Raw genomic sequence first — 24,995 nt, 5'->3', positions numbered from 1 at the left:
GGCAGCGGACCCGATAACTTCGTCATCCTAGGGCGAAGCAAGGAGCGAATGACGCGGCGCAGACCCTAGGATCCATGCCGTGACGGTGATGATATGTTCCGGCGGTGCAAGAAACCGAGCGTTACCACCCCGTCCCGCGAAACAGCTCGAACCACTCTGGATTGGCCTTTTCGATCAATTCGATCTTCCATTGGCGCGGCCAGCGCTTCAGGGACTTCTCACGTTGGATCGCATCGGTGATGTCGAAAAACTCCTCGTACCAGACCAACCGCTGAACACCGTAGCGGCTGGTGAAATTAGAGCCTTGGCCCGACTTGTGCTCCGGCATGCGGCGACCGAGGTCGTTGGTGACACCGATATAGAGGGTGCCACCTTTCTGGCTCGCAGTCATGTAGACATAACCGGTCATGGTTTTAGCGTAGCGAGCACAGGCGCGGGGACAAGCGCCATTCTGATCCGTTGCATTCTAAGGCGAATGTCACGGCATGGATTCTAGGGTCTGCGTTGCGTCGCTACGCTCCTTGCTCCGCCCTAGGATGACGAAGACGCGAGGGGCCTTCAGCCAACCTCGAAGGGGCGCTGCCCCGCCAGCGTTCCAAACAGAAAACCCGGCACAAGGCCGGGTTCTCAGAAACAACAACGATGACAGCAGGCCTCAGCTCACCTTGACCTTGGACGCCTCGTCCTCGGCCAGCTTCTGCTGGAACATCTGGGCGAAGTCGATCGGGTCGAGCATCAGCGGCGGGAAGCCGCCATTGCGGGTTGCCTCGGCGATGATCTGCCGGGCGAACGGGAACAAAAGGCGCGGGCATTCGATGAACAGGATCGGCAGCATGTGCTCCTGCGGAAAGCCTGCGATGGCGAACACGCCGCCATAGACCAGCTCGACATTGAACAGCACTTCCTGGTCGAAGGACGCCTTGGCGTTCAGCGTCAGATTGACGTCGAACTGCTTGTCGGAGAGCGGGTTGGCGTTGACGTTGACGTTGATGGCGATGCCCGGCGCCTTGTCGCGGCCGCGCAGCGAATTCGGCGCGCCGGGGCTTTCGAACGACAGGTCCTTCACATATTGCGCCAGAACGTTGAGCGACGGCTGCGCCGCATTGCCGTTTCCGTTGGCTGCGCCGACCGGCGCGTCATCCTTGCTGGCCATAAGCCTTGTCCTCTTGCCTGGGCAGCGTCGCTGACCGAATTGAAATCGGGCGTTCGCTACCATGGCGGGGATGACAAGACAAGGTTTGCCGCCTTGCTTCTCGGCTGCGGATATAGATGGGACGGCGCCCTAATCGTCCTTCAGGCGGCGCCACGGCGAGTTGTGATCCGGGCCGCGCTTCAGATCGTCCTCGCGCGAATAGTCGCCGTCTTCGAGGTCGATGACCCTGTCGCGCTGGCGGCTGCGAAAACCGCCGGTCGAGAAATCGGTGGCGACGACAATACGGCCCTTGAACCGGTTCCAGGCAAAGTCGCGCAACGGCGGCAGGAACAGAAGCAGGCCGATGATGTCTGATATGAAGCCGGGGATGATCAGGAGGACCGCCGCAACCACGATCATGGCACCGTGCGCAAGGTGGCGGCTTGGGTTCTGGCCGGCGGCCATCTCGGTGCGGATGCGAGCCATGACACCAAAGCCCTGGTACCGGAGCAAAAGCACGCCGGCGATGCTCGAGGCCAGCACGAGGCCGACCGTTGCCAGCGCGCCGACCTCACGGCCGACGATGACGAAACCGGCGATTTCCAGCAGCGGAAGCGCGAGGAGAAAGAAGGGAAGCAGCGAAATGCGCAAGTCTTGCCAGCCTTTTTCGATCGCTATGATCGTTTTGATTGTTTTGGCCGCCAGCTAGCAATCGCCGCTGGCACTGAGGCTGTTAGATAGGTATGCCTGCCTTTGATTTGAATGATTGCGCCTTGCGTTCTATATGCTTTGAATGTTGAACGCTATGCGACCGTGGCCATTGGGCCTGACGGTCCGGCCACAGGGCAGGGATTGATTGGCGGAAGATATGGGATTCTTCGACTTCGGCACGATTTTCTTCCTGATTGCGGCGGTGGTCATCTTTTTCCAGCTGCGCAATGTGCTGGGCCGCCGCACCGGCAGCGAACGGCCGCCCTTCGATCCCTATTCGGCGGCTCGCACCGGCGACAAGGATGCCGCCCAGAAATCAGAAAATGTCGTCTCGCTGCCGCGCAAGCGCCCGCCAGGCGAGCCGGCTCCCGACACCTATGCCGCGATCGACGCATTCGCCAAGCCCGATACCGACCTCAACAAGGGCCTGCGCACGATCAAGGACAATGATCCGTCCTTCGAGCCGAAGGGTTTCGTCGACGGCGCCAAGCTGGCTTACGAGATGATCGTCATGGCCTATGCCGACGGCGATCGCAAAACGCTGAAGAACCTGTTGTCGCGCGAGGTCTATGACGGCTTTGTCGCCGCCATCGGTGAGCGCGAGGCCAAGGCGGAAAAGATCCAGTCCTCCTTCGTCGGCATCGACAAGGCCGACATCGTCTCGGCCGAGATGAAGGGCGGCGAGGCGCATGTCACGCTGCGCATCATCAGCGAGCTGATTTCGGCGACCCGCGACAAGGCCGGCGCGGTCATCGACGGCGACCCGGAAACCGTCGCAGAGGTCAAGGATGTCTGGACCTTCGCCCGCGACACGCGCTCGCGCGACCCGAACTGGAAGCTCGTCGCCACCGAGGAAGAAGACTAGTTCGGAAACACGCGGCGAGGCTCCGGTGTCGCTATCGCCTCTTTTTGTCGAGAAAGCCTTCGGCGACCTGCCCGGCTGGGGAGATGACGACCATTCGGCGGCTTTCGCCGCCTTTCGCCGCTCGGCCTTCCATGTCCTGACCAAACCCTATCGCAGTGGTGCGCTCGGCATCGACTTCGACGCCTTTGCCGATGCCTACGCCAAGGCCCGGACCGTTTCGCCGGCGAATCAGTCGCCGACCCGCGGGGAAGCCCGCGCCTTCTTCGAGCGCCATTTCGTCCCGGCGCTTATCCCCGCCGAACATGCCGGCGCCGGGCTCGTCACTGGTTTCTATGAGCCGCAGGTCGAGGCGTCACCGGTGCGCACGGATCGGTTTTCGGTGCCGTTGCTGTCGCGCCCGGCCGATCTCGTCGATATCGACGAGAGCAACCGGCCGCCCGGCCTGGATCCCTACCTCGCTTTCGCGCGCCAGACGCCGAGCGGGCCGGTCGAGTATCCCGACCGTGGCGAGATCGAGCGTGGCGCGCTCGACGGCAAGGGTCTGGAAATCGCCTGGCTGGCCGACAAGGTCGATGCCTTCTTCATTCACGTGCAAGGTGCCGCACGCCTCGCCATGACCGACGGCCGGCTTGTCCGCGTCACCTATGCCGCCAAATCCGGCCAGCGCTTCACCGGATCCGGCAAGATCTTGAGCGAGCTTGGCGAGATCCCGCTGGAGAAGGTGACGATGCAGTCGATCCGCGCCTGGTTCAAGGCGCATCCGGGCCGCGTCGACGAGATCCTGCGGCAGAACCGCTCTTACATCTTCTTCCGCGAGGCCGATGTCGAGGACGCGGCCCTTGGCCCGATCGCCGCCGCCAAGGTGCCGCTGACGCCGGGCCGCTCGATCGCCGTCGACCGCTTGCTGCATACATTCGGCACGCCTTTTTACATCGACGCACCGACGCTGACTGCTTTCGACGCAGAACCGTTCCGCCGGCTGATGATCGCGCAGGACACCGGCTCGGCCATCACCGGGTCCGCGCGGGGCGACCTGTTCGCCGGTTCGGGCGATGCCGCGGGCGAGATCGCCGGCGTGGTCCGCAATGCCGCGGATTTTTATGCGCTGATCCCGCGCGCGCTCGTTGCAGGTGCGGTCCGATGACCCGGCGCCCGGACAAGCTCAGCGAGGACGACCGGGTTCTGTGGAACCTGGTGGCGCGCACGGCCAAGCCGCTGAAGGGCAAATTTGCCGTCGACATCCCTGAAATCCCTGCCGAGGTCAGGCCAAGTCAGCCGCAACCGGTTCAGCCCATGGCCAATCCCGGGGCAGCCAAACCAAAGACGCAGCATGTCGCGCATGCGCTCGACGAACCGACCTTGGACAAGCTGTCGAAGGGCCGGCTGCCGATCGAGGGCCGCGTCGATCTGCACGGCCTGACCCAGGACGAGGCCTATTCGCTGCTGTTTTCATTCCTGCACCGGGCGCATGCCGGCGGCGTCCGCTATGTCCTGGTCATCACCGGCAAGGGCTCGTCCTCCGGCGGCGATGGCGTGTTGCGGCGCGCGGTACCGGCCTGGCTGTCGACGCCCGCCTTCCGGCCGCTGGTCTCCAGCCACGACCATGCCGCCCGCAATCATGGCGGTTCGGGTGCGCTCTATATCCGCCTGCGGCGGGCGCGCCTGTGAGGAGCTCTATCATGAGGGTGGGGACATGACCCCGTTCGGAGAGAAGCTGCGGACGCTTAGGAGCGAACGCGGTGTCCGCCAGAAGGACATGGCGGCGGCGATCGGCGTCAGCGCCGCCTATCTGTCGGCGCTCGAACATGGCAGGCGCGGTGCCCCGACCTGGACGCTGATCCAGAAGATCATCGGCTATTTCAACATCATCTGGGACGATGCCGAGGAACTGGCGCGGCTGGCCGAGGCCTCGCATCCGCGTGTAAAACTCGACACGTCGGGTCTTTCCCCCGCCGCCACCGAGCTTGCCAATCTGCTGGCGGAAAACATCGAAAAACTCGACGAAGCCGAGCTTCGCCGCATTACCGCATCGATCCGCGCGGCGTTAAACCAGCGGCCGTAGTCCGACGATCCGAGCGTGATGCAAGTTCGCCTGCTTCAGAAGGAAACTGCCCGCCGGCGGAGCGCCAGCGGGCACAGTGGTGAGATCACTTCTTGCCGGCCGTGCCGCCATTTCCGCCCCGGCCGTGATCGCCATTGCCGCCATGGCCATTGTTTCCGCCACCCAGGCAGTCCGACGCCCCGGCATCACCGCAACAGCGGCCGGCCCAGAGGTCGTTGAGGTTGGTTTTGGCACAGCTGGTGGTCTGATCGGCCATGGAGGATCCGGCCATGCTCGACACCGCGAGAGCGGCAAGAAGGGTGTTTCGCAGAAAAGCAGTCATCTGAAGTCTCCATGGTTGGTTTCGGTTCACGGCTGTGTGTCGCAGGCCGGAGCGAAATGGTTCACGGAGAAATGCGAGATTATTAGAGGATGCGCGCGGCGTCGGGCCACGAGCGAGACGCTGGCGCCAAGGATCGCCGATGCCGCCCTGTTCGTGCAGAAGCTACTGCACCGCGCCGACCAGAACCTGCTGGCCACCGCGGATCGAGACCCAGCGGCCGGTGTTGTCGATCGCCTGCCGCTTGAGGAAGCGGTAACCGGTCGCGTCCCATGGTTTGACCTTGTCGGTCAGATTGTCGAGCACATAGTCGCCCTCGTCGGTGCGCACCGTCAGCACGGCGTGACCCTCGCCGTCGGGCTTGCGCACGACGGTGATCAGAAGATCGGCAAGCGAGATGCTCATGCGCGAAAGCTGGCGCCGCTTTTCCAGCACATAGTCCTCGCAATCGCCGACGCCCTTGTCGGGATAGGCCCAGACCTCGTCCTTGCCGTAGATATCCATGTCGCTCATCGGCTTGACGGCGGCGTTGACCCTGGCGGTGACATTGAGAAGCTTGCGCATCAGCCCGTCGCTCATCGGAGCCGGCGCCAGATTGGTCGGGCGGATCGAGCACTCGCCCGGATGCAGCTTGCAGAAATCATAGTGGCCGATCGGCTGCGAGGTGAGCCCCCCGGTCGCCATCGCTCCACCCGCCAAAGCCGGTGCCACCCAGCCCGCCGTCATTGCCAGCCCGGCCGCCACATACACGCGCAGCCGTCGCGCCATCGATGAGGAAATCATTGTCCCCGCTCACCCTTTGTTATTAACGAAAGGTTAAGGGGGATTTACAGTCCGTGTCAATTACGACGACGGTCGGATTGTCGGCATGGTTACCCGAGGGGCTGGACAGCGGCACTTGTGCAACAGAATCGGCCAGCCAGCCGGCTTTTACCGTCCAATTTCACGGTTTATCGCCGTTAAGCTTGGTTTATGCAGGTCATCTTCCCAAAACCCCGCAATTTTGGGCGGCCTTGCATTATCTCTTGGCGGCGCGGACCAGCTTCGGTTTCACCGCGACACGCTCCTGGCGGCCATAGCTGGTGATGAAGTCGACGATGCGCGGCACGATTTCGGAACGGAAGCGCGAACCGTTGAACACGCCGTAATGGCCAACCGCCGGCTGCATGTAGTGGGCATGCCTGTCTGCCGGGATGTTGGGGCACAGATCATGCGCCGCCTTGGTCTGGCCAAGGCCCGATATGTCGTCGTTTTCGCCTTCGACCGTGAACAGCGCGACGTTGCGGATCGCCGACGGATCAATCCTGGTGCCGCGATGCGTCATCTCGCCCTTGGGCAAGGCCTGGCGCACGAAGACCGTGTCGACGGTCTGCAGGTAGAATTCCGCCGTCAGGTCCATGACGGCAAGATACTCGTCGTAGAAATCCCGGTGCTTCTCGGCATTGTCGCCATCATGCTTCACCAGATGCATGAAGAAGTCCTTGTGAGCGATGATGTGGCGGTCGAGGTTCATGCTCATGAAGCCGGACAGCTGCAGGAAGCCTGGATAGACCTCGCGGCCGAAGCCCGGCACCGGCCAGGGCGCCTGCATCACGACATTGTCGCGGAACCAGTCGATGCCCTTTTCCTGCGCCAGCAGATTGACCGCGGTCGGGTTGCTGCGGGTGTCGATCGGGCCGCCCATCAAGGTCATGGTCGAGGGCACGAAGGGGTCGCCCTTGGTTTCCATCAGCGCCACGGCGGCCAGCACCGGCACGGAAGGCTGGCACACCGCCATCACATGCGTGTCCGGCCCCAGCGTGTGCAGCATGTCGATGACATAGTCGATGTAGTCGTCGAGATCGAATTGGCCGTCGGCAAGCGGCACCATGCGGGCATCGACCCAGTCGGTGATGTGCACGTCGGCATAGGGTAGCATGGCTTCGACCGTGCCGCGCAGCAGCGTCGCATAGTGGCCCGACATCGGCGCCACGATCAGAAGCTTCGGATCGGGCTTGCGTCCGGCGGGGACCGTGCGCTCGAAGCGGACGAGATTGCAGAACGGCTTCGACCAGACGGTCTTTTCAGTGACCTCGACGCTCTTCCAGTCGACCACGGTCTTGGTCAGGCCGAAGGCCGGCTTGCCGTAGCGGCGCGTGGTGCGCTCGAACAGTTCGGCCGTCGCCGCGATCGAACGGCCCCATTGCGTGTGGGAAAACGGATTGAGCGGATTGGAGTAAAACATCCGCACCGCGTCGGCATAGAGGCGCGCCGGCTGCAGGGCGGCGTGGTTCATCTCATAGAGCTGGTAGAACATCGAGAACCCCGCTGCTGCCTGCGACCGAAGGGACGGCGAGCCGCGCCGAGCCCTAGATGTCTCGCGGGGAAGTTAACAACTAATTGCTGCGATGCAATACGTCACGCGGCGTGACCAATGCTTCTTTGGTTCAAGACCGTGGAAATCGGGGCCGAACGATGCGAGCCGGCTCAGTGTGCGACTGCGAAATGTGTAGGCAATGTGTCCGGCCCTCTTGCCGGACACAGGAAGCTCTAGACGCGCGCCATGCACACGGACGTGTGGCCGGAGCCGATGAAGCCGAGCTGGCCGGCCGCACCTTTCGACAGGTCGAGCACGCGCCCCTTGATGAACGGACCGCGATCGTTGATGCGCACGACGACGCTGCGGCCGTTGTTCTTGTTGGTCACTCGGAGCTTGGTGCCGAAAGGCAAGGTGCGATGCGCAGCGGTCAGCGCCGAAGGGTTCATGCGCTCGCCCGATGCGGTCTTGGAGTGCAGGGCATACCACGAGGCGCGACCGCACTGGCTGGCCGCGGTCGCCGAAGAAGCGCCGACCATCAGGCCAGCAGCGATCGTTACCGCGACAAGCGCGGTCTGTTTTGGGTTCTTCATATTTGGGGGATGGCTCCGTTTTTGACAGACCCCAGCCGTTAGGTGCCAAATAAGGCGCGAAATGCGGCAGTCATCTGGCGGTTCCGTGGCAATGGCACACGTTTGGAGTCGCTGAGTAACAGTCTGTCAGGGATTTTCCGCCGCGCGATGATCAATCAATGATGATCTTTGTCCTGCTGCCAGGCATCCGTTTGACAAGATCGAACATTAATATCCAAGTAGAGTCCGGCACCGACGGGCCACTTCCTTCGGCTCTTTTATCGCGGCCCCGATGCTGCAACCAATCGACTTCAAAAGGGAGATCCTGCAGTGAGGCTGACGAAAAATCTGCTGGCGTTGATTGTGCTTGCCGTCGGCGCGCTGTGGTCGCTGCAAGGCATCGGCGTGGTCGGCGGCAGCTTCATGACCGGCCAGTCGCAATGGCTCTATATCGGTGTCGTCACCATGCTGGTCGGGCTGGCGGGATTGGTCTGGGCGAACCGGTAGGGGGTGAGCTTCGAAGAAAGGTCGACCCCCACTCCGTCGAGCTTCGCTCGCCACCTCTCCCCCGATCGACGGGGGAGAGGAAAGGCGCGAGCTTGCCGACCCAGGCCCCTTTCCTCGCCCCCACGGGAGTGGGGAGAGCGTGGCGCTGCGGAGCAGCGACGGAGTGGGGGAAGCCGCTCACCAATTGCGCCGCCGCCCCCGACAGCCTACCCGAACAGCCGATCCAGTATCTTGCCCTCCAGCCGGGCCAGCTCCACCGACCCGCGCCGCCGTGGCCGTTCGGCGGGCACATCCAGATCAAGCGCGATCCGGCCTTCGCTGATCACCACGACCCGGTCGGCCAGCGCGACCGCTTCGGCGACATCATGCGTGACCAGCACGGCCGTGAACTTCTGCGCGATCCAGATGCGTTCCAGAAGCTGCTGCATCTCGATGCGGGTCAGGGCGTCGAGTGCGCCGAGCGGCTCGTCGAGAGCCAGGATCTGCGGGTGGCCGACCAGCGCGCGGGCCAGCGCCACGCGCTGCTTCTGACCTCCGGACAGCACCGAAGGCCATTCGTCGGCCCGATCGGCAAGCCCGACCTCGCCGAGAATGTCGAGCGCGCGTTGCCTTGCCTCCGCGCCGGAAGCAATCCCGGTCAGCCCGACCTCGACGTTTTTCACCACGCTGGCCCAGGGCAGGAGCCGTGGCTCCTGGAACATGAAGCGCGTGCGGCTGTGTCCTTCCTCTGCCACGCCGAATGTCAGCGATCCCGATGTCGGCCGGTCGAGCCCGGCCAGAAGCCGCAAAAGCGTGCTCTTGCCGCAGCCGCTCTTGCCGATGACGGCAAGGAACTGCCCGGCCGGCACGTCCAGGTCGATGCCGTCGAGCACGGTCTTGTCGCCGAAGCGCTTGCCGGCTTGCCTGAAGGCAAAGGCCCGCTGCCCTTCGACGGAGCCGATCGGCCGCACCGGCGTGGCGACGAAGGAACGGGCTGCGGTCAGGCTGGCGGCGGTCATGGGCAATCTCTCATCCGTTCTGGAAGGCCGGATGCCAGCCGAGCGACAGCCGCTCGAGCAGGCGGGCGAGGCTGTCGGCGAGCTTGCCGAGCAGCGCGTAGATCAGGATCGACAGCACGACGACGTCGATCAGCAGGAATTCGCGCGCCTGCATGGCCATGTAGCCGAGGCCGGAGCTGGCCGAGATGGTTTCGGCGACGATCAGCGTCAGCCACATGATGCCCAGGGCATAGCGCAGGCCGACGAAGATCGCCGGCAGCGCGCCGGGCAGGATGACGCGGAAGAACACGGCGCGCCGGTCCATGCCGTAGACGCGGCCCATCTCGACTAGCTGCGGGTCGACGCTCTGGATGCCGAGCAGCGTGTTGACGTAGATCGGAAAGAACACGCCAAGCGCCACCAGGAACAGTTTGGCTTCCTCGTCGATGCCGAACCACAGGATGACCAGCGGGATCAGCGCCAGGTGCGGGATGTTGCGGATCATCTGCAGCGTCGTGTCGGTCAGGCCGCGGCTGAGCGTAGACAGCCCGTTGGCAAGGCCAAGCGCAAAGCCGATCGAACCGCCGACGGCAAAGCCGGCAAGGGCGCGCGCGGTCGAGACCCCGATGTTGCGGATCAGTTCGCCTGACAGCGTCAGCCGCCAGAAGGCTTCGGCGACCGCGCTCGGCGCCGGCAGCACGTTGGCGGGCATGACGCCCGCGCGGCTGGCAATCTCCCAGCCGGCAATAACCAGCGCCGGGAGCAGCCAGCCGATGCCATTGCTGCGCAGGCGCGTGGAAAAGCTCATGACGAAGCCTGCAGGCGGTTGGCGCCATGGAAGCCGACCGAGAATTCGTTGGCGATGTTCTCATGCGCCCGCTGCCGCCTGGTGCCGAGCCCGAGCTTTGGAAACAGAAGCTCGGCGACGCGGTAGGCCTCCTCGAGATGCGGATAGCCCGAGCCGATGATGGTATCGATGCCGATCGCCTGGTATTCCCGGATGCGCTCGGTGATCTGTTCCGGCGTGCCGACCAGCGCCGTGCCGGCGCCGCCGCGCACCAGCCCGACACCGGCCCACAGATTGGGCGAGACGACCAGCCTGTCACGGCGTCCGCCATGCAATTGCGCCATACGGCGCTGGCCGACCGAATCCATCTGGTTGAGGAAGCGCGCCTGCGCATTTTCGATCTGGGCGTCGGTGACATGGCTGATCAGCCGGTCGGCGGCGCGCCAGGCTTCGTCCTCGGTCTCGCGGACGATGAAATGCAGCCTGATGCCGAAACGCAGTTTTCTGCCGCGCAGTGCCGCTTTTGCGCGCGCCGCGGCCAGCTTCTCGGCAACCTGCGCCGGCGGCTCGCCCCAGGTCAGATACATGTCGACGAGGTCGGCGGCGAGGTCCTGGCCCGCGTCCGACGACCCGCCGAAATAGAGCGGCGGCCGCTCCTGGTGCGGCAGAAGGTCGAGGCGGCCACTCTCGACGCGGTAATATTTGCCGTCGAAATTGACCCGCTGGCCCGACACCAGGCCGCGCCAGATGGTCAGGAACTCATGCGCCTGGGCATAGCGCTCGTCATGCGGCAGGAAGACGCCGTCGCCGGCGAGCTCGGTCGGGTTGCCGCCGACCACGACATTGAGCAGCAGGCGGCCATTGCTCAAGCGGTCGAGGGCGGCGGTCTGGCGTGCGGCGAAAGTCGGCAGCGTGACGCCCGGCCGCAGCGCAACGAGAAACTTCAGCTTTTCGGTCAGCGTCGCGAGGCCCGTCGCGGTGATCCAGGAATCCTCGCAGTTCTGACCCGTGGGCAGCAGCACGCCGGGAAAGCCGAGCCGGTCGACCGCCTGCGCGATCTCCTTGAAGTAGCCGAATTCGGGCGGCCGCTGCTGCTCCTCGGAGCCGAGATAAGAACCGTCGCCATGCGTCGGGATGAACCAGAAGAAATCGAGCGGTGCGGTGCTGGCAGGCGCGGTCATGTCTGGCACAGTCACGGGCGGATCTCCTGGAGATATGGGTGCAAACGCAAAGGGCGCCGGGCGTTCTCACCCGGCGCCGTCAGGGGACAAGTTAGTTGCCGGGTGCTGTCCACACCGCGTCGGAGATGCGGACCGCTTTCGGGATCAGCCCGAGCTTATAGAAGCGGTCGGCGGTGGCCTGCTGGCCGGCGATGATCTCGTCGGTGATCGGAAAGATGCCGAACTTGGTGCGGTTGGCGGCGATGATCTGCGCGTCGAGCGGCACACCGGTCACCTCATGCAGCGCCGCGGCCACCTTGTCTCGGTTCTGGTCGGCCCATTTCGCCGCCTCGCCAAGGGCCGATATCGTCGTGGCGATGGTTTCGGGGTGCGCCTTGGCGAAATCCTTGTTGGCGAGGAAGTAGGTGTTGACCTTGAGCACCTCGCTGGAGCGGGCCAGCACACGCGGCTGGTAGCGGGTTTCGGCGATGGCGAAGAACGGATCCCAAACGCTCCAGGCATCGATCTGGTCGCTGGCGAAGGCTGCGGCCGCATCCGCCGGGCTGAGATACACCGGCGTGATCTGGTCGAACGGAATACCGGCCTTTTCCAGTGCGGCGACAAGCAGATTATGCGCGCTGGTGCCCTTGCCGACACCGACGCGCTTGCCCTTGAGGTCGGCGACCGACTGGATCGGCGACGCCGGCTTGACGAAGATCGCCTCGCCGTCGCCATTCGACGGCAGCGCCGCCGCATAGACGATGTTGGCGCCGGCCGACTGGCCGAAGATCGGCGGTGCGTCGCCGGTCCAGCCGACATCGATGGCGCCGACATTGAGCGCCTCGACCAATGGCGGCCCGGCGGTGAACTCGACCCATTTGACCGTCACGCCCTTGTCTTCAAGTGCCTTTTCGATCACCTGCTGCTGCCTGGCGATCACCGGCAGGCCGGTCTTCTGATAGCCGATGCTGAGCTGCTTCAGCTCCTGCGCTGTGGCGCCGGATGACAGGACAACCGTAGCCGCCAGCAGGCCGATGCCGAAAACACGTCTCGTCAGATTGAAAGGCTTGGTCAGATTGAACATTGATCCCTCTCCTTCGCTGCGGATCGGCGCCGGGAAATGGCCTCGCCGGTTGGAAGATGGATCAGGCTAGGTAGTTCTATAAATTTAGTAGAGGAATAATTTTGCGAGATGGACTTGAAGAGCGGATTTGTTTTCTGCGGGCAGCCCCAGCTTTCGTCATTCTAGGGCGAAGCAAGGAGCGAAGCGACGCGGCGCAGACCCTAGGATCCATGCCGTGACGGTGATGCTATGCTCCGGCGGTGCAAGGAACCGAGCGCCGACCAGCCGGTTCCACGAAAGAGCTCGAACCACTCCGGATTGGCCCTCTCGATCAGTTCGATCTTCCATTGTCGTGGCCAGCGCTTCAGTGATTTCTCACGTTGGATGGCGTCGGTAATGTCGAAATACTCTTCGTACCAGACAAGGCGTTGCACGCCGTAGCGACTGGTAAAGCCTGAGCCTTGGCCGGACTTGTGCTCGGGTACGCGGCGGCCGAGGTCGTTGGTGACACCGATGTAGATCGTACCGCGCTTCTGACTCGCGGTCATGTAGGCATAGCCGGTCATGGTTGAAGGGTAGCCCGCGTGAGTTGGCGTGCAAAGCGACATTTCTGATCCGCCGCATTCTACGACCACCGTCACGGCATGGATCCTAGGGTCTGCGCCGCGTCGCTTCGCTCCTTGCTTCGCCCCAGGATGACGAAGCTTAAGTTAAGCCGTCTTCGTGAGACAAGTCGTGCCCCGCCCCCTTCACTGCGACCAATACTGCCAAGCCCAGTAAAAACTCTCGTCGCGTGGCGGCAGGCGGTCGCGCTCGGCGTCCCAGCGGACCGGCGTTGGCGATTTCAGTTGCTGTTCAAGCGGCTGGCTTTCCCTGGTCCAGGCGAGAAGCCAGTTACCGGCTTGGGCGAACAGCACGGCGGTGGAATGGGTCATCGTCATTCTCCTGCTCCTCTGGGCTTCGATCATTCGCGTCCCGCCCACGGGACGAGCACGCGCTCGATCCTGCGGATGGTGAATTCGAGCACGAAGGCGATGGCCGCGATCACCAATATGCCCATCACCACCACGTCGGTGACGAGGAACTGGGCGGCCGACTGGATCATGAAGCCAAGCCCGCGTGTCGCCGCCACCAGTTCGGCGGCGACCAGCGTCGACCAGCCGGCGCCGAGCGCGATGCGCAGTCCGGTCAGGATCGACGGCAGCGCGCTGGGCAGAATGACGTGGCGGACCACTTGGCGCTGGGTAGCACCCAGCGAGCGCGCCGCGTTGATGCGCTCCTGCGAGACGCCGCGAACGCCGGACGCGGTCGACAGCGCCACCGGCGCCAGCATGGCAATGGCGATCACCAGGATCTTGGACGGTTCGCCGATGCCGAACCAGATGATGACCAGCGGCAGGTAGGCGAGCGGCGGGATCGGCCGCAGGAATTCCAGCAGCGGATCGAAGATGCCGCGCCCGATCGTGCTGATGCCGATGGCGAGCCCAACCGGCACGCCGATGAGGATGGCGGCGACCAGCGCGGCGAATACCCGCCACAGGCTGGCGACGGCATGCTGCAGCAGCGTCGCATCGACGAAGCCGTCACGAGCGACGGTGATGAACTTGTTCCACACGGCGGCAGGCGATGGCAGAAACACTGGCGACACCAGTTGCAGGCGGGCCGACAGCGCCCACAGCGCCAGCACCACCAGGATGGTGACAGCGCTGACCGCGCGGGCCGAAACGCCTTTGCGCTTAGGGCTGGGGCGCGACCATGGCACCGACAGGCCGTCGGCCTCGTCGATCTTGTGTCCCGGTCGCTCCGTGTAGGAAGTAACGGTCATGCCGCTTCTCCTTCGAAGATCGCGTCGGTCAACCCGCCGCGCGCCGCCGCAAAAGCCGGATCGGCCTTGATGGTGCGGATGGGTTCACCCGATCCGTAGCGCCTGGAGAAGCCGGGTTCAAAAGTCCGCACCACGCGGCCCGGACCGGGCGCCAGCACGACGATGCGGGTGGCCAGCACCAGCGCCTCCTCGATGCCATGCGTCACCATCAGCACGCCGACCTCGCTTGCCGTCCACAGATCGAGCAGCGTCGTCTGCATGCGTTCGCGCGTCAGCGCATCGAGCGCGCCGAGCGGTTCGTCGAGCAGCAGGAATTCGGGTTCGGCGGCGAGCGCCCGGGCCAGGCCGACGCGCTGCCGCATGCCGCCGGAAAGCTCCCAGATGCGCTTGTCGCCGGCGTCGGTGAGCTTCACCAGCGCCAGCAACTCATCGGCGCGCTGGGCCCGCTCGGCTGGCCTGACACCGCGCAGCCTGAGCGCGAAGGCAACGTTTTCGCGCGCCGTCAGCCATGGGAACAAAGCATCGTTCTGGAACACCACCGCCCGGTCCGAGCCCGGCGCGGTGATCGGCTTGCCGTCGATGGAAGCCGTACCTCGCGCCGGCGCGACAAGGCCGGCGGCGACGTTGAGCAGCGAGGTCTTGCCGCAGCCGGAACGGCCCACCAGCACGACGAAATCGCCCTTGGCGACATCGATCGACACCCGTTCGACGGCAGGCTCCGCCTGGCCGTCATAGTGGATCGAGACCTTGTCCAGTACGAGATGGGGGTCGAGCACGAGATGCGGCATGGATACCTCGCCGATTTTGAAGCAAATCCGACTGCCCCGAAACCGCTCCTCGTCAGCGGTTCCGGGGCAGGCAGCACGCGGCGTCAGGGAAGAAGATCCGCGCGCGTTCGTTTGGCGTCAGGCGTTCAGTTCGAGGCAAGCGCCTCGGTGACGTATTTCGACGACACGTATTTGGAATAATCGGGAAGCACGGCGTCGATCTTGCCTTGCTCCTTGAGGAAGGCGGATGTTGCTTCCACCGCCTTGACCGTGCCGCCGCCGAGGAACTTGTCCGAAGCCTGCTCTTCGAGCGTCGGGAAGACATAGCCCTTGAGCAGCTGCGGCACCTCTTCCAGCTTGGCGCCGGTGATCTTGGCGATCGCGGCCGCCTGTGGCGACGACACCGACCAGGCGTCGGGCTTGGCGAGGAACTCGGCATAGGCGGTGCCCGTCACCTTGACGAAGTCGCGCACTGCCTCAGGGTTCTTTTCGGCGAAGTCGGTGCGCACGATCCAGGCGTCGAAGGTCGGCGCGCCCCAGGCGGCGACCTGCGAGGAATCCACCACCACCTTGCCGGTCGTCTTGATCTGGCCGAGCGCCGGATCCCAGACATAGGCCGCGTCGATATCGCCGCGGGAAAAGGCCGCCGCGATTTCCGGTGGCCGCAGATTGAGGATCTCGACCGACTTCGGATCGACGCCCTCGTGCTTCAGCGCGGCGAGCAGGCTGTAATGCGTCGTCGAGACGAAGGGCACGGCGACCTTCTTGCCGGCGAGGTCGGCGACCCCAGCGATGCCGGCGCCGTTGCGCGCCACCAGCGCCTCGGATTCGCCGATCAGGCCGACGATAAAGATGGTCTGGATCGGCAGCTCGCGGCTCGCCGCCGCCGCCAGCGGGCTCGAGCCGACATAGCCGATATCGACCGAACCGGAAGCGACCGCGGCGATGACATCGGCGCCGGAATCGAATTTGCGCCAGTCGATGGTGGCCTTCGTCGCCTCTTCATAGGCGCCGTCGGCCTGCGGCACTTTCGAAGGCTCGACTACCGTTTGATAGCCGATGGTGATCTTGAGGTCGTCGGCAAGGGCCGGGCCGAGGAAGGCGGCGCCGGCCAGTGCGGCGGACGAGAGAAGAACAATGCGTCGCGAAATGGTGGACATGAAGGGCTCCTGAAAAGAGAAAAACCGGAATGCCCTATGATAGTCAGCTAATTCTATCGCTCTTGTAGAGTTAAATCCTTCCAACCAAGGCGAGCTTGTTAGAAAAAAGCTGTCGGTGCTGGGTGGCGAAGCGGATGTGGCGGCTGCAAGCGATCTCCTGGCTTGATCCAAGCCGTGACGTCGGGGGCTCGGCTACTGTCCGAAGTCTTCCGATGTCGGCGGGACAGCACCCCCTCTGGCCTGCCGGCCATCTCCCCCGCAAGGAGGGAGATCGCTGTCATCCCGGCTTTCGCCAATCGCCATCGTTGCAGGTGTTGAACCTACGGTGGATCTGCCAATCTCCCCCCTTGCGGGGGAGATGCCCGGCAGGGCAGAGGGGGGTGCTGTCCTGCCAGCGTCCGGCAAGGTTCTGCACGCACCAACGCTCGAAGGAATGGCATGACCTCGATCGCGAACGAGAATTCCTAGTCTTGCCCCTGTCAGGCAAATCCATACCCAAAAAAGCCATGGATTCGAAAACACCTTCCACAGTGCTCCAGCATAAGTATAGTATTCTTATCGACATGAGAGAGTTGGAGTCGGCGATGAGCGGCCACCACATCACCATGATCGCTCGCGGCATGGATCGGCTTTCGCCGTCGCGTCAGTCGATGCCGACCACATCCGGCCCTGGAGGACCATTTTGCCATCCCACTGCTCTCAAAGGGCATTTTTGTGCTTTCGAGGGCACAAGGTCGGGCTAAAATGGCCACAGCGGCTTGAAAACGAAGCAAAATCAACGGTTCTCGGCTTGTACATCATGTCACTAGAATTTATGTGTCATGCGGGCTTGGACGCGGCGGCAACGCACGCCAGGCGTTTTGCAACCGATGGTTCCACGCCGTCGCATGACAGAGAAATTTTGATCTCATGCTCACGAAAAAGGGCAAGTACGGCCTCAAGGCGCTCGTCCATCTCGCGCAATTGCCGGCCGGGCAGCTTGCCTTCGTCAACGACATCGCCACCGGCAACAACATCCCGAAGAAATTTCTCGACGCCATCCTGGGCGAGTTGCGCAATGCCGGCTTCGTCCAGAGCCGCAAGGGCAAGGATGGCGGCTATCGCCTGGCGCGCCCCGCCGACGAGATCAAGGTCGGCCATGTCGTGCGCGTCCTCGACGGTCCGCTGGCGCCGATCCCCTGCGCCAGCCGCACCCAGTACCAGCGCTGTGAAGATTGCAACGAGGCGACATGCCAAGTCCGACATCTGATGCTCGAGGTCCGGCAGGCGATCGCCGAGGTGCTCGATCAGCGCAGCCTCGCGGAAATGCGCGACATCGTCCTCGACGACCTATCGGTCGCGAAGCGCATCGACGACCTGCCGGTTGCGAGGGACATCGGCGATCTGCCGGTCGCGGTGAAGGTCCAGGCCTGACACTGGCGCTGCGCAGAGCGAAGGCATGCCTATGACCGGGCGCGCCAACTCCATCATCATTGTCGGCGGCGGCGCCAGCGGCGTCGTGCTGGCCGCGCATCTCCTGAAGTCTCCCAATCCCGACCTGCGCGTCACGCTGATCGAAAGGCGCCCGCATTTCGGCCAGGGCATCGCCTATTCGACGCTGCTGTCGGCGCATGTCTTGAATGTCAGCGCCGCCGGCATGAGCGCCTATGCCGACGATCCTGGCAATTTCTGGCGCTGGCTGCAGGAGCGCGGCCTGGCAACGGCCGAGCAGGCGCCCTTCTATGCGCCGCGCAGCATCTATGCCCGTTACCTCGGCGAATTGCTCGACGAGCTGCAGGCGCGCGAAAAGCAGACCGGGCGGCTTCGGCTGATCCGCGAGGAAAGCCTCTCGATCACGCCCACCGCATCCGGTGTCGAAGTGGCGCTGGCCAACGGCACCAGCGTCGTTGCGCATCTCGCCGTGCTGGCCACCGGCCACGACGAGGAGCCGGCGCAAGGCCATGCCGTCAGGATGGGGTCGGAAGCCGACACAGCACTTCCCCCCGACGCCGGCGTCATGGTGCTGGGCACCGGCCTCAGCATGGTCGATGCCTTCCTGGCGCTCGAGCAGCGCGGCCATCGCGGCGACATCATAGCTGTGTCGCGGCGCGGCCTGCTGCCCTCGCCGCATCGTAAGGGCAATCCGATCAAGCTCGACGTCGCCGACATTCCGCTCGGCACGCAGCTCTCCTATTTCGTCGGCTGGTTCCGCGACCTGATCAAGGAAAACCAGAAGGCCGGCATCGACTGGCGCGACGTCGTCGACGGCCTGCGGCCGTTCAACCAGAAGATCTGGCAGAACTGGCCGGCTTCCGCCAAGCGCCGCTTCGTCGAGCACACCAAGGCCTGGTGGGACATCCACCGCCATCGCATGGCGCCCGAGGTCTACGCCCGCGTCACCGAAGCCGTGCGGTCCGGCCGCATCCGCCTGGTCGCCGGCCGCGTCGTCGACATCGCGCGCAACGGCGAATTCACCGTCCAGGTCCAGTCGCGCCACACGCAGCGCCTCGAGACCTTCGAGGTCGCCCGCATCTATGATTGCTCTGGTATCGTCAGGGACATCTCGACCTCGTCGAACAGCGTCGTGCGCTCGCTGGTCGACCGCGGCCTAGCACGGCCGGATCCGCTGCGCATCGGCCTCGATGTATCGGCCAAATGCGAGATCATCGCCGGCGACGGAACCGTCTCGGCCAAGATCCTCGCCGTCGGCCCGCTGACGCGCGGCACCTTCTTCGAGATCGACGCCATTCCCGATATCCGCGTGCAGTGTGCGAGGCTGAGCAAGCAGTTGTTGGGTTGAAGCAGAACCTTTGATGCCGGCGGGACAGCACCCCCCTCTGTCCTGCCGGACATCTCCCCCGCAAGGGGGGAGATTGGCAGCTTCACTTTTGGCACGTTCTCTTCAGCGTTGGAGATTGGCGAAACCGGCGGCGACATCCGATCTCCCCCCCTTGCGGGGGAGATGGCCGGCAGGCCAGAGGGGGGTGTGACGGAGTGCTGCGGTAGCGTTTTGTTTGAGACCACAGCCACACCCCGGAATTTCATTCCGCATCTGGCCGGTTGATTGGCACGATCTATCTTCTTTCCGACTGCAAAGGGCTGGAAAAGAGGATACGCTGCCGCTCTGCCTCGAGGCGGTCGCTTGGTCATGGAGCATCGATATGAACGAGCACGAGATCGCCGCAGCCGACGAATTGTCCCGCCTGCGTCCGCCCTATGCGTCGGTTCTCGACCTGATCGGCCAGACGCCGGTGGTCGAGCTGACCAAATTCGACACCGGCAAGTGCCGGCTGTTCATCAAGCTCGAAAGCCAGAACCCCGGCGGCTCGATCAAGGACCGCATCGCGCTGTCGATGATCGCCGCGGCTGAAAAGCAGGGCAGGCTCAGGCGCGGCGGCACCATCGTCGAGGCGACCGCCGGCAACACCGGGCTTGGCCTTGCCCAGGTCGGCATCCCAAAGGGCTATCGCATCGTGCTGGTCGTGCCCGACAAGATGTCGCGCGAAAAGATCCAGCATCTGCGCGCGCTCGGCGCCGAAGTGCGCATGACGCGCTCCGACGTCGGCAAGGGCCATGCCGAATATTACCAGGACATGGCCGAGAAGATCGCAGCGGAAACGCCCGGCGCCTTTTATGCCAACCAGTTCGCCAACCCGGCCAATCCGCTGGCGCATGAAACCACCACCGGCCCGGAGATCTTTTCGCAGCTCGACGGTGACGTCGATGCCGTGGTCGTCGGAGTCGGCTCGGGCGGTACGCTGACCGGGCTTGGCCGTTACTTTGCCAAGGTATCGCCGGAGACCGAAATGGTGCTGGCCGACCCGGTCGGCTCGGTGCTGGCGCCGCTGATCAAGACCGGCAAGATGGAAGAGGCCGGCAGCTGGACGGTCGAAGGCATCGGCGAGGATTTCGTGCCGCCCAACGCCGATCTGTCGCTGGTCAAGAAGGCCTATTCCATCCCCGACAAGCAGAGCATGCTGGCGGTCCGCGACCTCTTGTCGAAGGAAGGTATCCTCGCCGGTTCGTCCTCAGGCACGCTTTTGTCCGCCGCGCTGCGCTATTGCCGCGAGCAGACGGTGCCGAAACGCGTCGTCACCTTCGTCTGCGACAGCGGCAACAAGTATCTGTCGAAAGTGTTCGACGATTTCTGGCTGGCCGAGCAGGGGCTGGCCGAGCACGAGCAGCATGGCGATCTGCGCGATCTGGTGATGCGCTCGCACCGCACCGGCGACACCGTCTATGTCGGCCCGGACGAAAGCCTGCTCAACGCCTATGGCCGCATGCGCCGTTCCGATGTCTCGCAGCTGCCGGTGCTCGACAATGGCAAGCTCGTCGGCATCGTCGACGAAAGCGACATCCTGGCCAAGGTCGACGGCCCCTATGACGGCCGCTGGGAGCGCTTCAACGGCCCGGTGCGCACGGCCATGACCTCCAATCTGCACACGCTGCAGGCCAGCCAGACGCTGGATGCGCTGCTGCCGGTCTTCGACCGCAACGAGGTCGCCATCATCTTCGACGGCGAAGAGTTCGTCGGCCTGATAACCCGCATAGACCTGATCAACCATTTGAGGCGCGCACGATGACCAGCAATACTCCGCCAGCCGGCCCATCTTCAGCCGGCAAGAACCGTCTGGCTTTCTCGACGCGCACCATCCATGGCGGCCAGAGCCACGACCCGCTGACCGGCGCGGTGATGGTGCCGATCTACGCCACCTCGACCTTTGCCCAGCAGTCTCCCGGCGTGCACAAGGGCTTTGAATATGCCCGCAGCCAGAACCCGACGCGCTTTGCCTTCGAGCGCGCCGTGGCTGATCTCGAAAGCGGCTCGGCCGCCTTTGCCTTCGCGTCCGGCCTGGCGGCGATCGCCACCGTGCTGGAACTGCTCGATTCCGGCGCCCACATCGTCGCCACCGACGACATTTATGGCGGCTCGTTCCGGCTGATGGAGCGGGTGCGCAAACGCTCGGCCAACCTGCAGGTCTCGTTCGTCGACTTCACCGACCTCGCTGCCGTCGAGGCGGCGATCCGGCCCGAGACGAAAATGCTGTGGGTCGAGACGCCAACCAACCCGCTGCTGCGCATCGTCGACCTCGAAGGCGTTGCGGCACTCGCCAAGCACAAGGGGTTGCTCACGGTCGCCGACAACACGTTTTGCAGTCCCTATATTCAGCGGCCGCTGGAGCTCGGCATCGATATCGTGGTGCATTCGACGACGAAATATCTCAACGGCCATTCCGATATGGTCGGCGGCGTCGCCGTGGTCGGCGACAACAAGGAGCTCGCCACCCAGCTGAAATTCCTGCAGAACGCCATCGGCGCCATTTCGGGTCCGTTCGACAGCTTTCTGGCGCTGCGCGGGCTGAAGACGCTGGCGCTCAGGATGGAGCGTCATTCCGCCAATGGCCTCAAGATCGCGCAATGGCTGGAAGCGCGCCGCGACGTCCGCCGCGTCATCTATCCCGGCCTCGCCAGCCACCCGCAGCACGCCGTCGCCGTCCAGCAGATGCACGCCTTCGGCGGCATGATCACAGCCGTGCTCGACCGTGACCTTGCCGGCACCAAAAAGTTCCTCGAACGCACGCAACTGTTCACGCTCGCCGAAAGCCTCGGCGGGGTGGAAAGCCTGATCGAGCATCCGGCGCTGATGACGCATGGGTCCATTCCGGCCGAGAAGCGGGCCGAGATCGGCATATCGGATTCGCTGGTAAGATTGTCGGCGGGGATCGAGGATGGCGACGATCTGATCGCGGATCTGGATCAGGCGCTGGGGGGATAGGCAGCGATCCTTCACACCCCCCTCTGTCCTGCCGGACATCTCCCCCTCTAGTGGGGAGATCAGATGTCACTTCCGCTTTCGCTAATCTCGAACGTTGCAAGACGAGCGGCGCCATCGAAGCTGCCAATCTCCCTCCTTGCGGGGGAGATGGCCGGCAGGCCAGAGGGGGGTGCTGTCCCGCCGACGTCGGACCGATCTCTTCGCCGCGACAACGGTCAACGGCAAACCGCGCTTCGCGCATCGTTCAGCCAAGCCCCGTTGACCCCGAACCCCATCTGCCCGAAGTGTAGCGCCCCATGGCTACACACGCCCCACCCAAACCCACCGACACCCCGCTCACCTTCGCGGTGCTGGTGTTTCCCGGCTTTCCGATGATGGCGTTCAGCTCGGTCATCGAGCCGCTGCGTGCCGCCAATGTCCTGGCGAAAAGAGAATGCTATCGCTGGATCATCGTCGGCGGCACGAAAGGCGCGGTCGAGGCGTCGAACGGCGTCGTTATCCAGCCGGGTTTTTACGCCGAGGATGCGCCGAAGGTCGATCGCATCGTTGTCTGCTCGGGCGGCGATGCCGATCATCTCGTCGCCGAGGACGCAGCACACTGGATCCGCAAGAGCCTGCGCAACGGCGCCCATATCGGCGCGGTGGCCGATGCCGCGTTCTTCCTCGCCCGCGCTGGCCTGCTCGACGGCCATGCCTGCACCTTGCACTGGACCAGCCAGGCCGCCTTCACCGAAGCCTTCCCCAACATCGAGCTTAGGCGCGACCTCTATGTCATCGACCGCAAGCGCTTCACCTCGGCCGGCGGCGTCGGCAGCCTCGACATGATGCTGGAGATCATCACCCGCGACTACGGCGCCGAGCTTGCGGCCGGCGTCGCCGAATGGTTCGTGCACAGCCAGCTGCGCTCCAGCATCGACCGCAAGATGATGCCGCTGCGGCTGCGCACCGGCGTTCAGAACGAACTGGTGCTGTCGGCCATCGCCATCATGGAGGACGCGGTCGAGGAGCGGCTCGGCATGGCCGAGCTGACCGCGAAGCTCGGCGTCTCCTCCGACAAGCTCGAACGCTCCTTCCGCTCCGAACTCGCCATCTCGCCCAATGGCTATTACCGGCGCCTGAGGCTGAAACGCGCCGCCGACCTTTTGGCGCATTCGACGCTCGCCGTGCGCGACGTGGCGCTGGCCTGCGGCTTCGCCTCGATGTCGAGCTTTGCCCGGGCGTTTCGCGAGGAGCACGGGCATCCGCCGAGATTGGCGAGGAGGCATTAGGGGACTTGCTAATCGCGCCGCGACGAGTTCCGTCACACCCCCTCTGTCCTGCCGGACATCTCCCCCGCAAGGGGGGAGATTGACTGCACCTCCGCTTTCGCCAATCTCGAATGTTGCAAGAAAAGCGGCGGGATCGAAGCTGCCAATCTCCCTCCTTGCGGGGGAGATGGCCGGCAGGCCAGAGGGGGGTGCTGTCCCGCCAGCGTTCCGCATCTGCCCGCGGCATCCCGCACAACAAACGCGGTTTTCCGCACAATCCCTCCGCCCCTCCTGCGTCATGCTCCGACCTCGCAACCCAGCCAAGGCCGTACCCCCATGAGCATCGTCGTATTCGACCCCGACAGCACCGAGGACGTGGACTTCAAGGACCGCATGCGCCACCCCGCTGCCGCCGATCCGGCCGGCGGTATGTGGCTGTCGGACACCGAGCCGTCCTTCATCGATGCCGATGCGCTGCGCAAGGGCCGGCTGGCGAAACTGCGCGGCTGGATGCGTGAGGCCGGCTATGGCGGCGTCGTGTTGTTCGACCCCTATAACCAGCGCTACGCCACCGGCTCGCGCAACATGTTCGGCTATTTCCTGCGCAACTCGACCCGCTATTTCTTTATCCCGACCGTTGGGCCGATCGTGCTGTTCGAATACCCGCAGAGCTATCATGTCTCCATGGTGCTCGACACGATCGACGAGGCGCGTCCTTCCAAGCTCGTCTGGTCGTCGGTGTCGGGCCGCGACGACGAAACCGCCGGTCCCTTCGCCGACGAGATCGCCGAGCTTCTGAAGCAGCATGGCGGCGGCTCGATGAAGCTCGGCCTCGACCGCTGCAGCCATCTGCAGGCGCTGGCGCTGGAAAAGCGCGGCTGCGAGGTTCGCGATTGCCAGGGCGAGATCCTGGCGGTGCGCGCCGTGAAGACGCCCGAGGAAGTCAAATGCCTGCAGGTGTCGATGGCCGGCGCCGAGGCCGCCGTCTATGCGGTGCGCGAGGCGATCAAGCCCGGCGTTTCCGAAAACGACCTGTTCGCCATCATGTATGGCGAGGTCATCCGCCAGGGCGGCGAGTTCATCGAGACCCGGCTGCTCACCTCCGGCCAGCGCACCAATCCCTGGTTCAACGAGGCCAGCGGCCGGAAGATCCGCCCCGGCGAGTTGCTGGCGCTCGATACCGACACGATCGGCTGCTATGGCTATTATTCGGATTTCTCGCGCACCTTCCGCTGCGGGCCGGGCAAGCCGACGCCCTACCAGAAGTCGCTCTACCGCATGGCGCACGATCAGGTTCAGCACAACATTTCGATCGTCAGGCCCGGCATGGCGTTCCGCGAGATCGCCGAGAAGGCCTGGAAAATCCCCGACCGTTTCGTCGACCAGCGCTACACCTCGGTCATGCACGGCGTCGGCATGCATGGCGAAACGCCGTTCATCGCGCATTCCATGGACTACGAGACCTATGGCCGCGACGGCCATATCGTGCCAGGCATGGTGGTGAGCGTCGAAAGCTACATCGGCGAGAAAGGTGGCCGCGAGGGCGTCAAGCTGGAGGACGAGATCCTGATCACCGACACCGGCACGGAGCTTCTGTCGCGCTTTCCCTATGAGGATGAGTTTCTGGAGACGCAGGTTTGATACGCGCAACTAACGCTCACAACAAGCGCCTCATTCCGTCGCACCCCCCTCTGTCCTGCCGGACATCTCCCCCGCAAGGGGGGAGATTGGCAGCGTCGCCTGGAGCGCTTTTTCCTGCAACTCTGACGATTGGCGAGGGCATTCGCGAC

General features: G+C 64.1%; 26 protein-coding genes and 1 pseudogene. 11 read left to right on the top strand and 16 right to left on the bottom strand.

The genetic code is table 11. The features are described from left to right. Positions 1-121: 121 nt before the first annotated feature. From NKJ11_RS25820 to NKJ11_RS25810, 3 genes are all read right to left on the bottom strand, one after another. Complete coding sequence (locus tag NKJ11_RS25820; protein WP_023813419.1) at positions 122-409, bottom strand: GIY-YIG nuclease family protein; 288 nt, start codon at positions 407-409, stop codon at positions 122-124. 246 nt (positions 410-655) lie between these two features. After that, a complete protein-coding gene (gene secB, locus NKJ11_RS25815) occupies positions 656-1,153 on the bottom strand; it encodes a protein-export chaperone SecB (RefSeq protein WP_023813420.1) in 498 nt (165 codons plus the stop codon). A gap of 129 nt (positions 1,154-1,282) precedes the next feature. After that, positions 1,283-1,783 carry an FxsA family protein gene (locus tag NKJ11_RS25810; RefSeq protein ID WP_352612576.1) on the bottom strand — a complete coding sequence of 167 codons (501 nt, stop codon included), beginning with the start codon at positions 1,781-1,783 and terminating at the stop codon, positions 1,283-1,285. A gap of 217 nt (positions 1,784-2,000) precedes the next feature. Between NKJ11_RS25810 and NKJ11_RS25805 the strand changes: the two genes are divergently transcribed. The 4 genes from NKJ11_RS25805 to NKJ11_RS25790 are packed head-to-tail and all read left to right on the top strand — an operon-like array spanning position 2,001 to position 4,770. Beyond that, positions 2,001-2,708: a Tim44/TimA family putative adaptor protein gene (locus NKJ11_RS25805; protein WP_352794593.1), complete on the top strand. Its 708-nt coding sequence runs from the start codon at positions 2,001-2,003 to the stop codon at positions 2,706-2,708. A 25-nt stretch (positions 2,709-2,733) separates the two neighbouring features. After that, entirely contained in the window at positions 2,734-3,852 is a 1,119-nt protein-coding gene (gene mltA / locus NKJ11_RS25800) for a murein transglycosylase A (RefSeq protein ID WP_023813423.1), read from the top strand. After that, positions 3,849-4,376, top strand: coding sequence for a Smr/MutS family protein (locus NKJ11_RS25795; protein WP_023813424.1), 528 nt, complete (start codon positions 3,849-3,851; stop codon positions 4,374-4,376). Before mltA ends, NKJ11_RS25795 begins: the two co-directional genes overlap by 4 nt. Before the next feature lie 25 nt (positions 4,377-4,401). After that, complete coding sequence (locus NKJ11_RS25790; RefSeq protein WP_352612580.1) at positions 4,402-4,770, top strand: helix-turn-helix domain-containing protein; 369 nt, start codon at positions 4,402-4,404, stop codon at positions 4,768-4,770. 85 nt (positions 4,771-4,855) lie between these two features. Here the strand turns inward: NKJ11_RS25790 and NKJ11_RS25785 are convergent, their stop codons facing one another. From NKJ11_RS25785 to NKJ11_RS25770, 4 genes are all read right to left on the bottom strand, one after another. Next, complete coding sequence (locus NKJ11_RS25785) at positions 4,856-5,092, bottom strand: hypothetical protein (protein ID WP_352794591.1); 237 nt, start codon at positions 5,090-5,092, stop codon at positions 4,856-4,858. Between the two features lie 162 nt (positions 5,093-5,254). Continuing rightward, the gene (locus NKJ11_RS25780; RefSeq protein ID WP_128305613.1) at positions 5,255-5,872 is read right to left on the bottom strand and encodes a transglutaminase-like cysteine peptidase; all 618 of its coding nucleotides are present in this window, start codon (positions 5,870-5,872) and stop codon (positions 5,255-5,257) included. Between the two features lie 235 nt (positions 5,873-6,107). Next, positions 6,108-7,385 carry a polyhydroxyalkanoate depolymerase gene (locus tag NKJ11_RS25775; protein WP_128305614.1) on the bottom strand — a complete coding sequence of 426 codons (1,278 nt, stop codon included), beginning with the start codon at positions 7,383-7,385 and terminating at the stop codon, positions 6,108-6,110. A gap of 233 nt (positions 7,386-7,618) precedes the next feature. Continuing rightward, positions 7,619-7,978, bottom strand: a complete 360-nt coding sequence (locus NKJ11_RS25770; protein ID WP_127297693.1) for a septal ring lytic transglycosylase RlpA family protein — start codon at positions 7,976-7,978, stop codon at positions 7,619-7,621. Between the two features lie 309 nt (positions 7,979-8,287). On the opposite strand from NKJ11_RS25770, the gene NKJ11_RS25765 reads away from it, so the two are divergent. Next, positions 8,288-8,464 (top strand): hypothetical protein, encoded by a 177-nt coding sequence (locus NKJ11_RS25765; protein WP_352772407.1) that lies wholly within the window; start codon positions 8,288-8,290, stop codon positions 8,462-8,464. 206 nt (positions 8,465-8,670) lie between these two features. Here NKJ11_RS25765 and NKJ11_RS25760 read toward each other — a convergent pair whose 3' ends face one another. The 9 genes and pseudogenes from NKJ11_RS25760 to tauA form a co-directional block, all read right to left on the bottom strand. After that, on the bottom strand, positions 8,671-9,462 hold the full coding sequence (locus tag NKJ11_RS25760) for an ATP-binding cassette domain-containing protein (protein ID WP_352772405.1): 792 nt from the start codon (positions 9,460-9,462) through the stop codon (positions 8,671-8,673). Between the two features lie 10 nt (positions 9,463-9,472). Beyond that, positions 9,473-10,249, bottom strand: a complete 777-nt coding sequence (locus NKJ11_RS25755) for an ABC transporter permease subunit (protein WP_352794589.1) — start codon at positions 10,247-10,249, stop codon at positions 9,473-9,475. Further along, a complete protein-coding gene (gene ssuD, locus NKJ11_RS25750; RefSeq protein ID WP_352794608.1) occupies positions 10,246-11,409 on the bottom strand; it encodes an FMNH2-dependent alkanesulfonate monooxygenase in 1,164 nt (387 codons plus the stop codon). The genes NKJ11_RS25755 and ssuD overlap by 4 nt, the downstream gene beginning before the upstream one ends. Before the next feature lie 91 nt (positions 11,410-11,500). Beyond that, positions 11,501-12,472 (bottom strand): sulfonate ABC transporter substrate-binding protein, encoded by a 972-nt coding sequence (locus NKJ11_RS25745; RefSeq protein WP_352628808.1) that lies wholly within the window; start codon positions 12,470-12,472, stop codon positions 11,501-11,503. Positions 12,473-12,732: 260 nt separating this feature from the next. Beyond that, positions 12,733-13,017, bottom strand: a pseudogene (locus NKJ11_RS25740) (GIY-YIG nuclease family protein); the annotation flags it as partial. A 183-nt stretch (positions 13,018-13,200) separates the two neighbouring features. Continuing rightward, the gene (locus NKJ11_RS25735; RefSeq protein ID WP_031213663.1) at positions 13,201-13,386 is read right to left on the bottom strand and encodes a hypothetical protein; all 186 of its coding nucleotides are present in this window, start codon (positions 13,384-13,386) and stop codon (positions 13,201-13,203) included. 29 nt (positions 13,387-13,415) lie between these two features. After that, positions 13,416-14,276 carry an ABC transporter permease subunit gene (locus tag NKJ11_RS25730; RefSeq protein WP_352442347.1) on the bottom strand — a complete coding sequence of 287 codons (861 nt, stop codon included), beginning with the start codon at positions 14,274-14,276 and terminating at the stop codon, positions 13,416-13,418. Next, positions 14,273-15,064 (bottom strand): taurine ABC transporter ATP-binding protein, encoded by a 792-nt coding sequence (locus NKJ11_RS25725; RefSeq protein ID WP_352442346.1) that lies wholly within the window; start codon positions 15,062-15,064, stop codon positions 14,273-14,275. The genes NKJ11_RS25730 and NKJ11_RS25725 overlap by 4 nt, the downstream gene beginning before the upstream one ends. A gap of 125 nt (positions 15,065-15,189) precedes the next feature. After that, entirely contained in the window at positions 15,190-16,203 is a 1,014-nt protein-coding gene (gene tauA, locus NKJ11_RS25720; RefSeq protein WP_352442345.1) for a taurine ABC transporter substrate-binding protein, read from the bottom strand. Between the two features lie 909 nt (positions 16,204-17,112). Here tauA and NKJ11_RS25715 point away from each other — a divergent pair. The 6 genes from NKJ11_RS25715 to NKJ11_RS25690 all read left to right on the top strand — a co-directional run bounded on the left by NKJ11_RS25715 (position 17,113) and on the right by NKJ11_RS25690 (position 24,846). Then, positions 17,113-17,616, top strand: coding sequence for an RrF2 family transcriptional regulator (locus tag NKJ11_RS25715; protein WP_352442344.1), 504 nt, complete (start codon positions 17,113-17,115; stop codon positions 17,614-17,616). A gap of 31 nt (positions 17,617-17,647) precedes the next feature. After that, on the top strand, positions 17,648-18,982 hold the full coding sequence (locus NKJ11_RS25710; RefSeq protein WP_352442390.1) for an FAD/NAD(P)-binding protein: 1,335 nt from the start codon (positions 17,648-17,650) through the stop codon (positions 18,980-18,982). A 361-nt stretch (positions 18,983-19,343) separates the two neighbouring features. Then, positions 19,344-20,765, top strand: a complete 1,422-nt coding sequence (locus NKJ11_RS25705) for a pyridoxal-phosphate dependent enzyme (RefSeq protein WP_352794587.1) — start codon at positions 19,344-19,346, stop codon at positions 20,763-20,765. Next, complete coding sequence (locus tag NKJ11_RS25700; RefSeq protein ID WP_023813443.1) at positions 20,762-21,958, top strand: trans-sulfuration enzyme family protein; 1,197 nt, start codon at positions 20,762-20,764, stop codon at positions 21,956-21,958. Before NKJ11_RS25705 ends, NKJ11_RS25700 begins: the two co-directional genes overlap by 4 nt. A gap of 296 nt (positions 21,959-22,254) precedes the next feature. Beyond that, positions 22,255-23,226: a GlxA family transcriptional regulator gene (locus tag NKJ11_RS25695; RefSeq protein ID WP_128305626.1), complete on the top strand. Its 972-nt coding sequence runs from the start codon at positions 22,255-22,257 to the stop codon at positions 23,224-23,226. Positions 23,227-23,541: 315 nt separating this feature from the next. Continuing rightward, positions 23,542-24,846, top strand: coding sequence for a M24 family metallopeptidase (locus NKJ11_RS25690; RefSeq protein ID WP_352794586.1), 1,305 nt, complete (start codon positions 23,542-23,544; stop codon positions 24,844-24,846). The last annotated feature ends 149 nt before the right edge of the window (positions 24,847-24,995 follow it).

It is taken from the genome of Mesorhizobium sp. M0243 (genome assembly GCF_040321775.1).
Classification (GTDB): domain Bacteria; phylum Pseudomonadota; class Alphaproteobacteria; order Rhizobiales; family Rhizobiaceae; genus Mesorhizobium.
The sequence above is the reverse complement of the archived record's forward strand: the minus strand, read 5'-3'. Positions and strand labels throughout refer to the sequence as shown.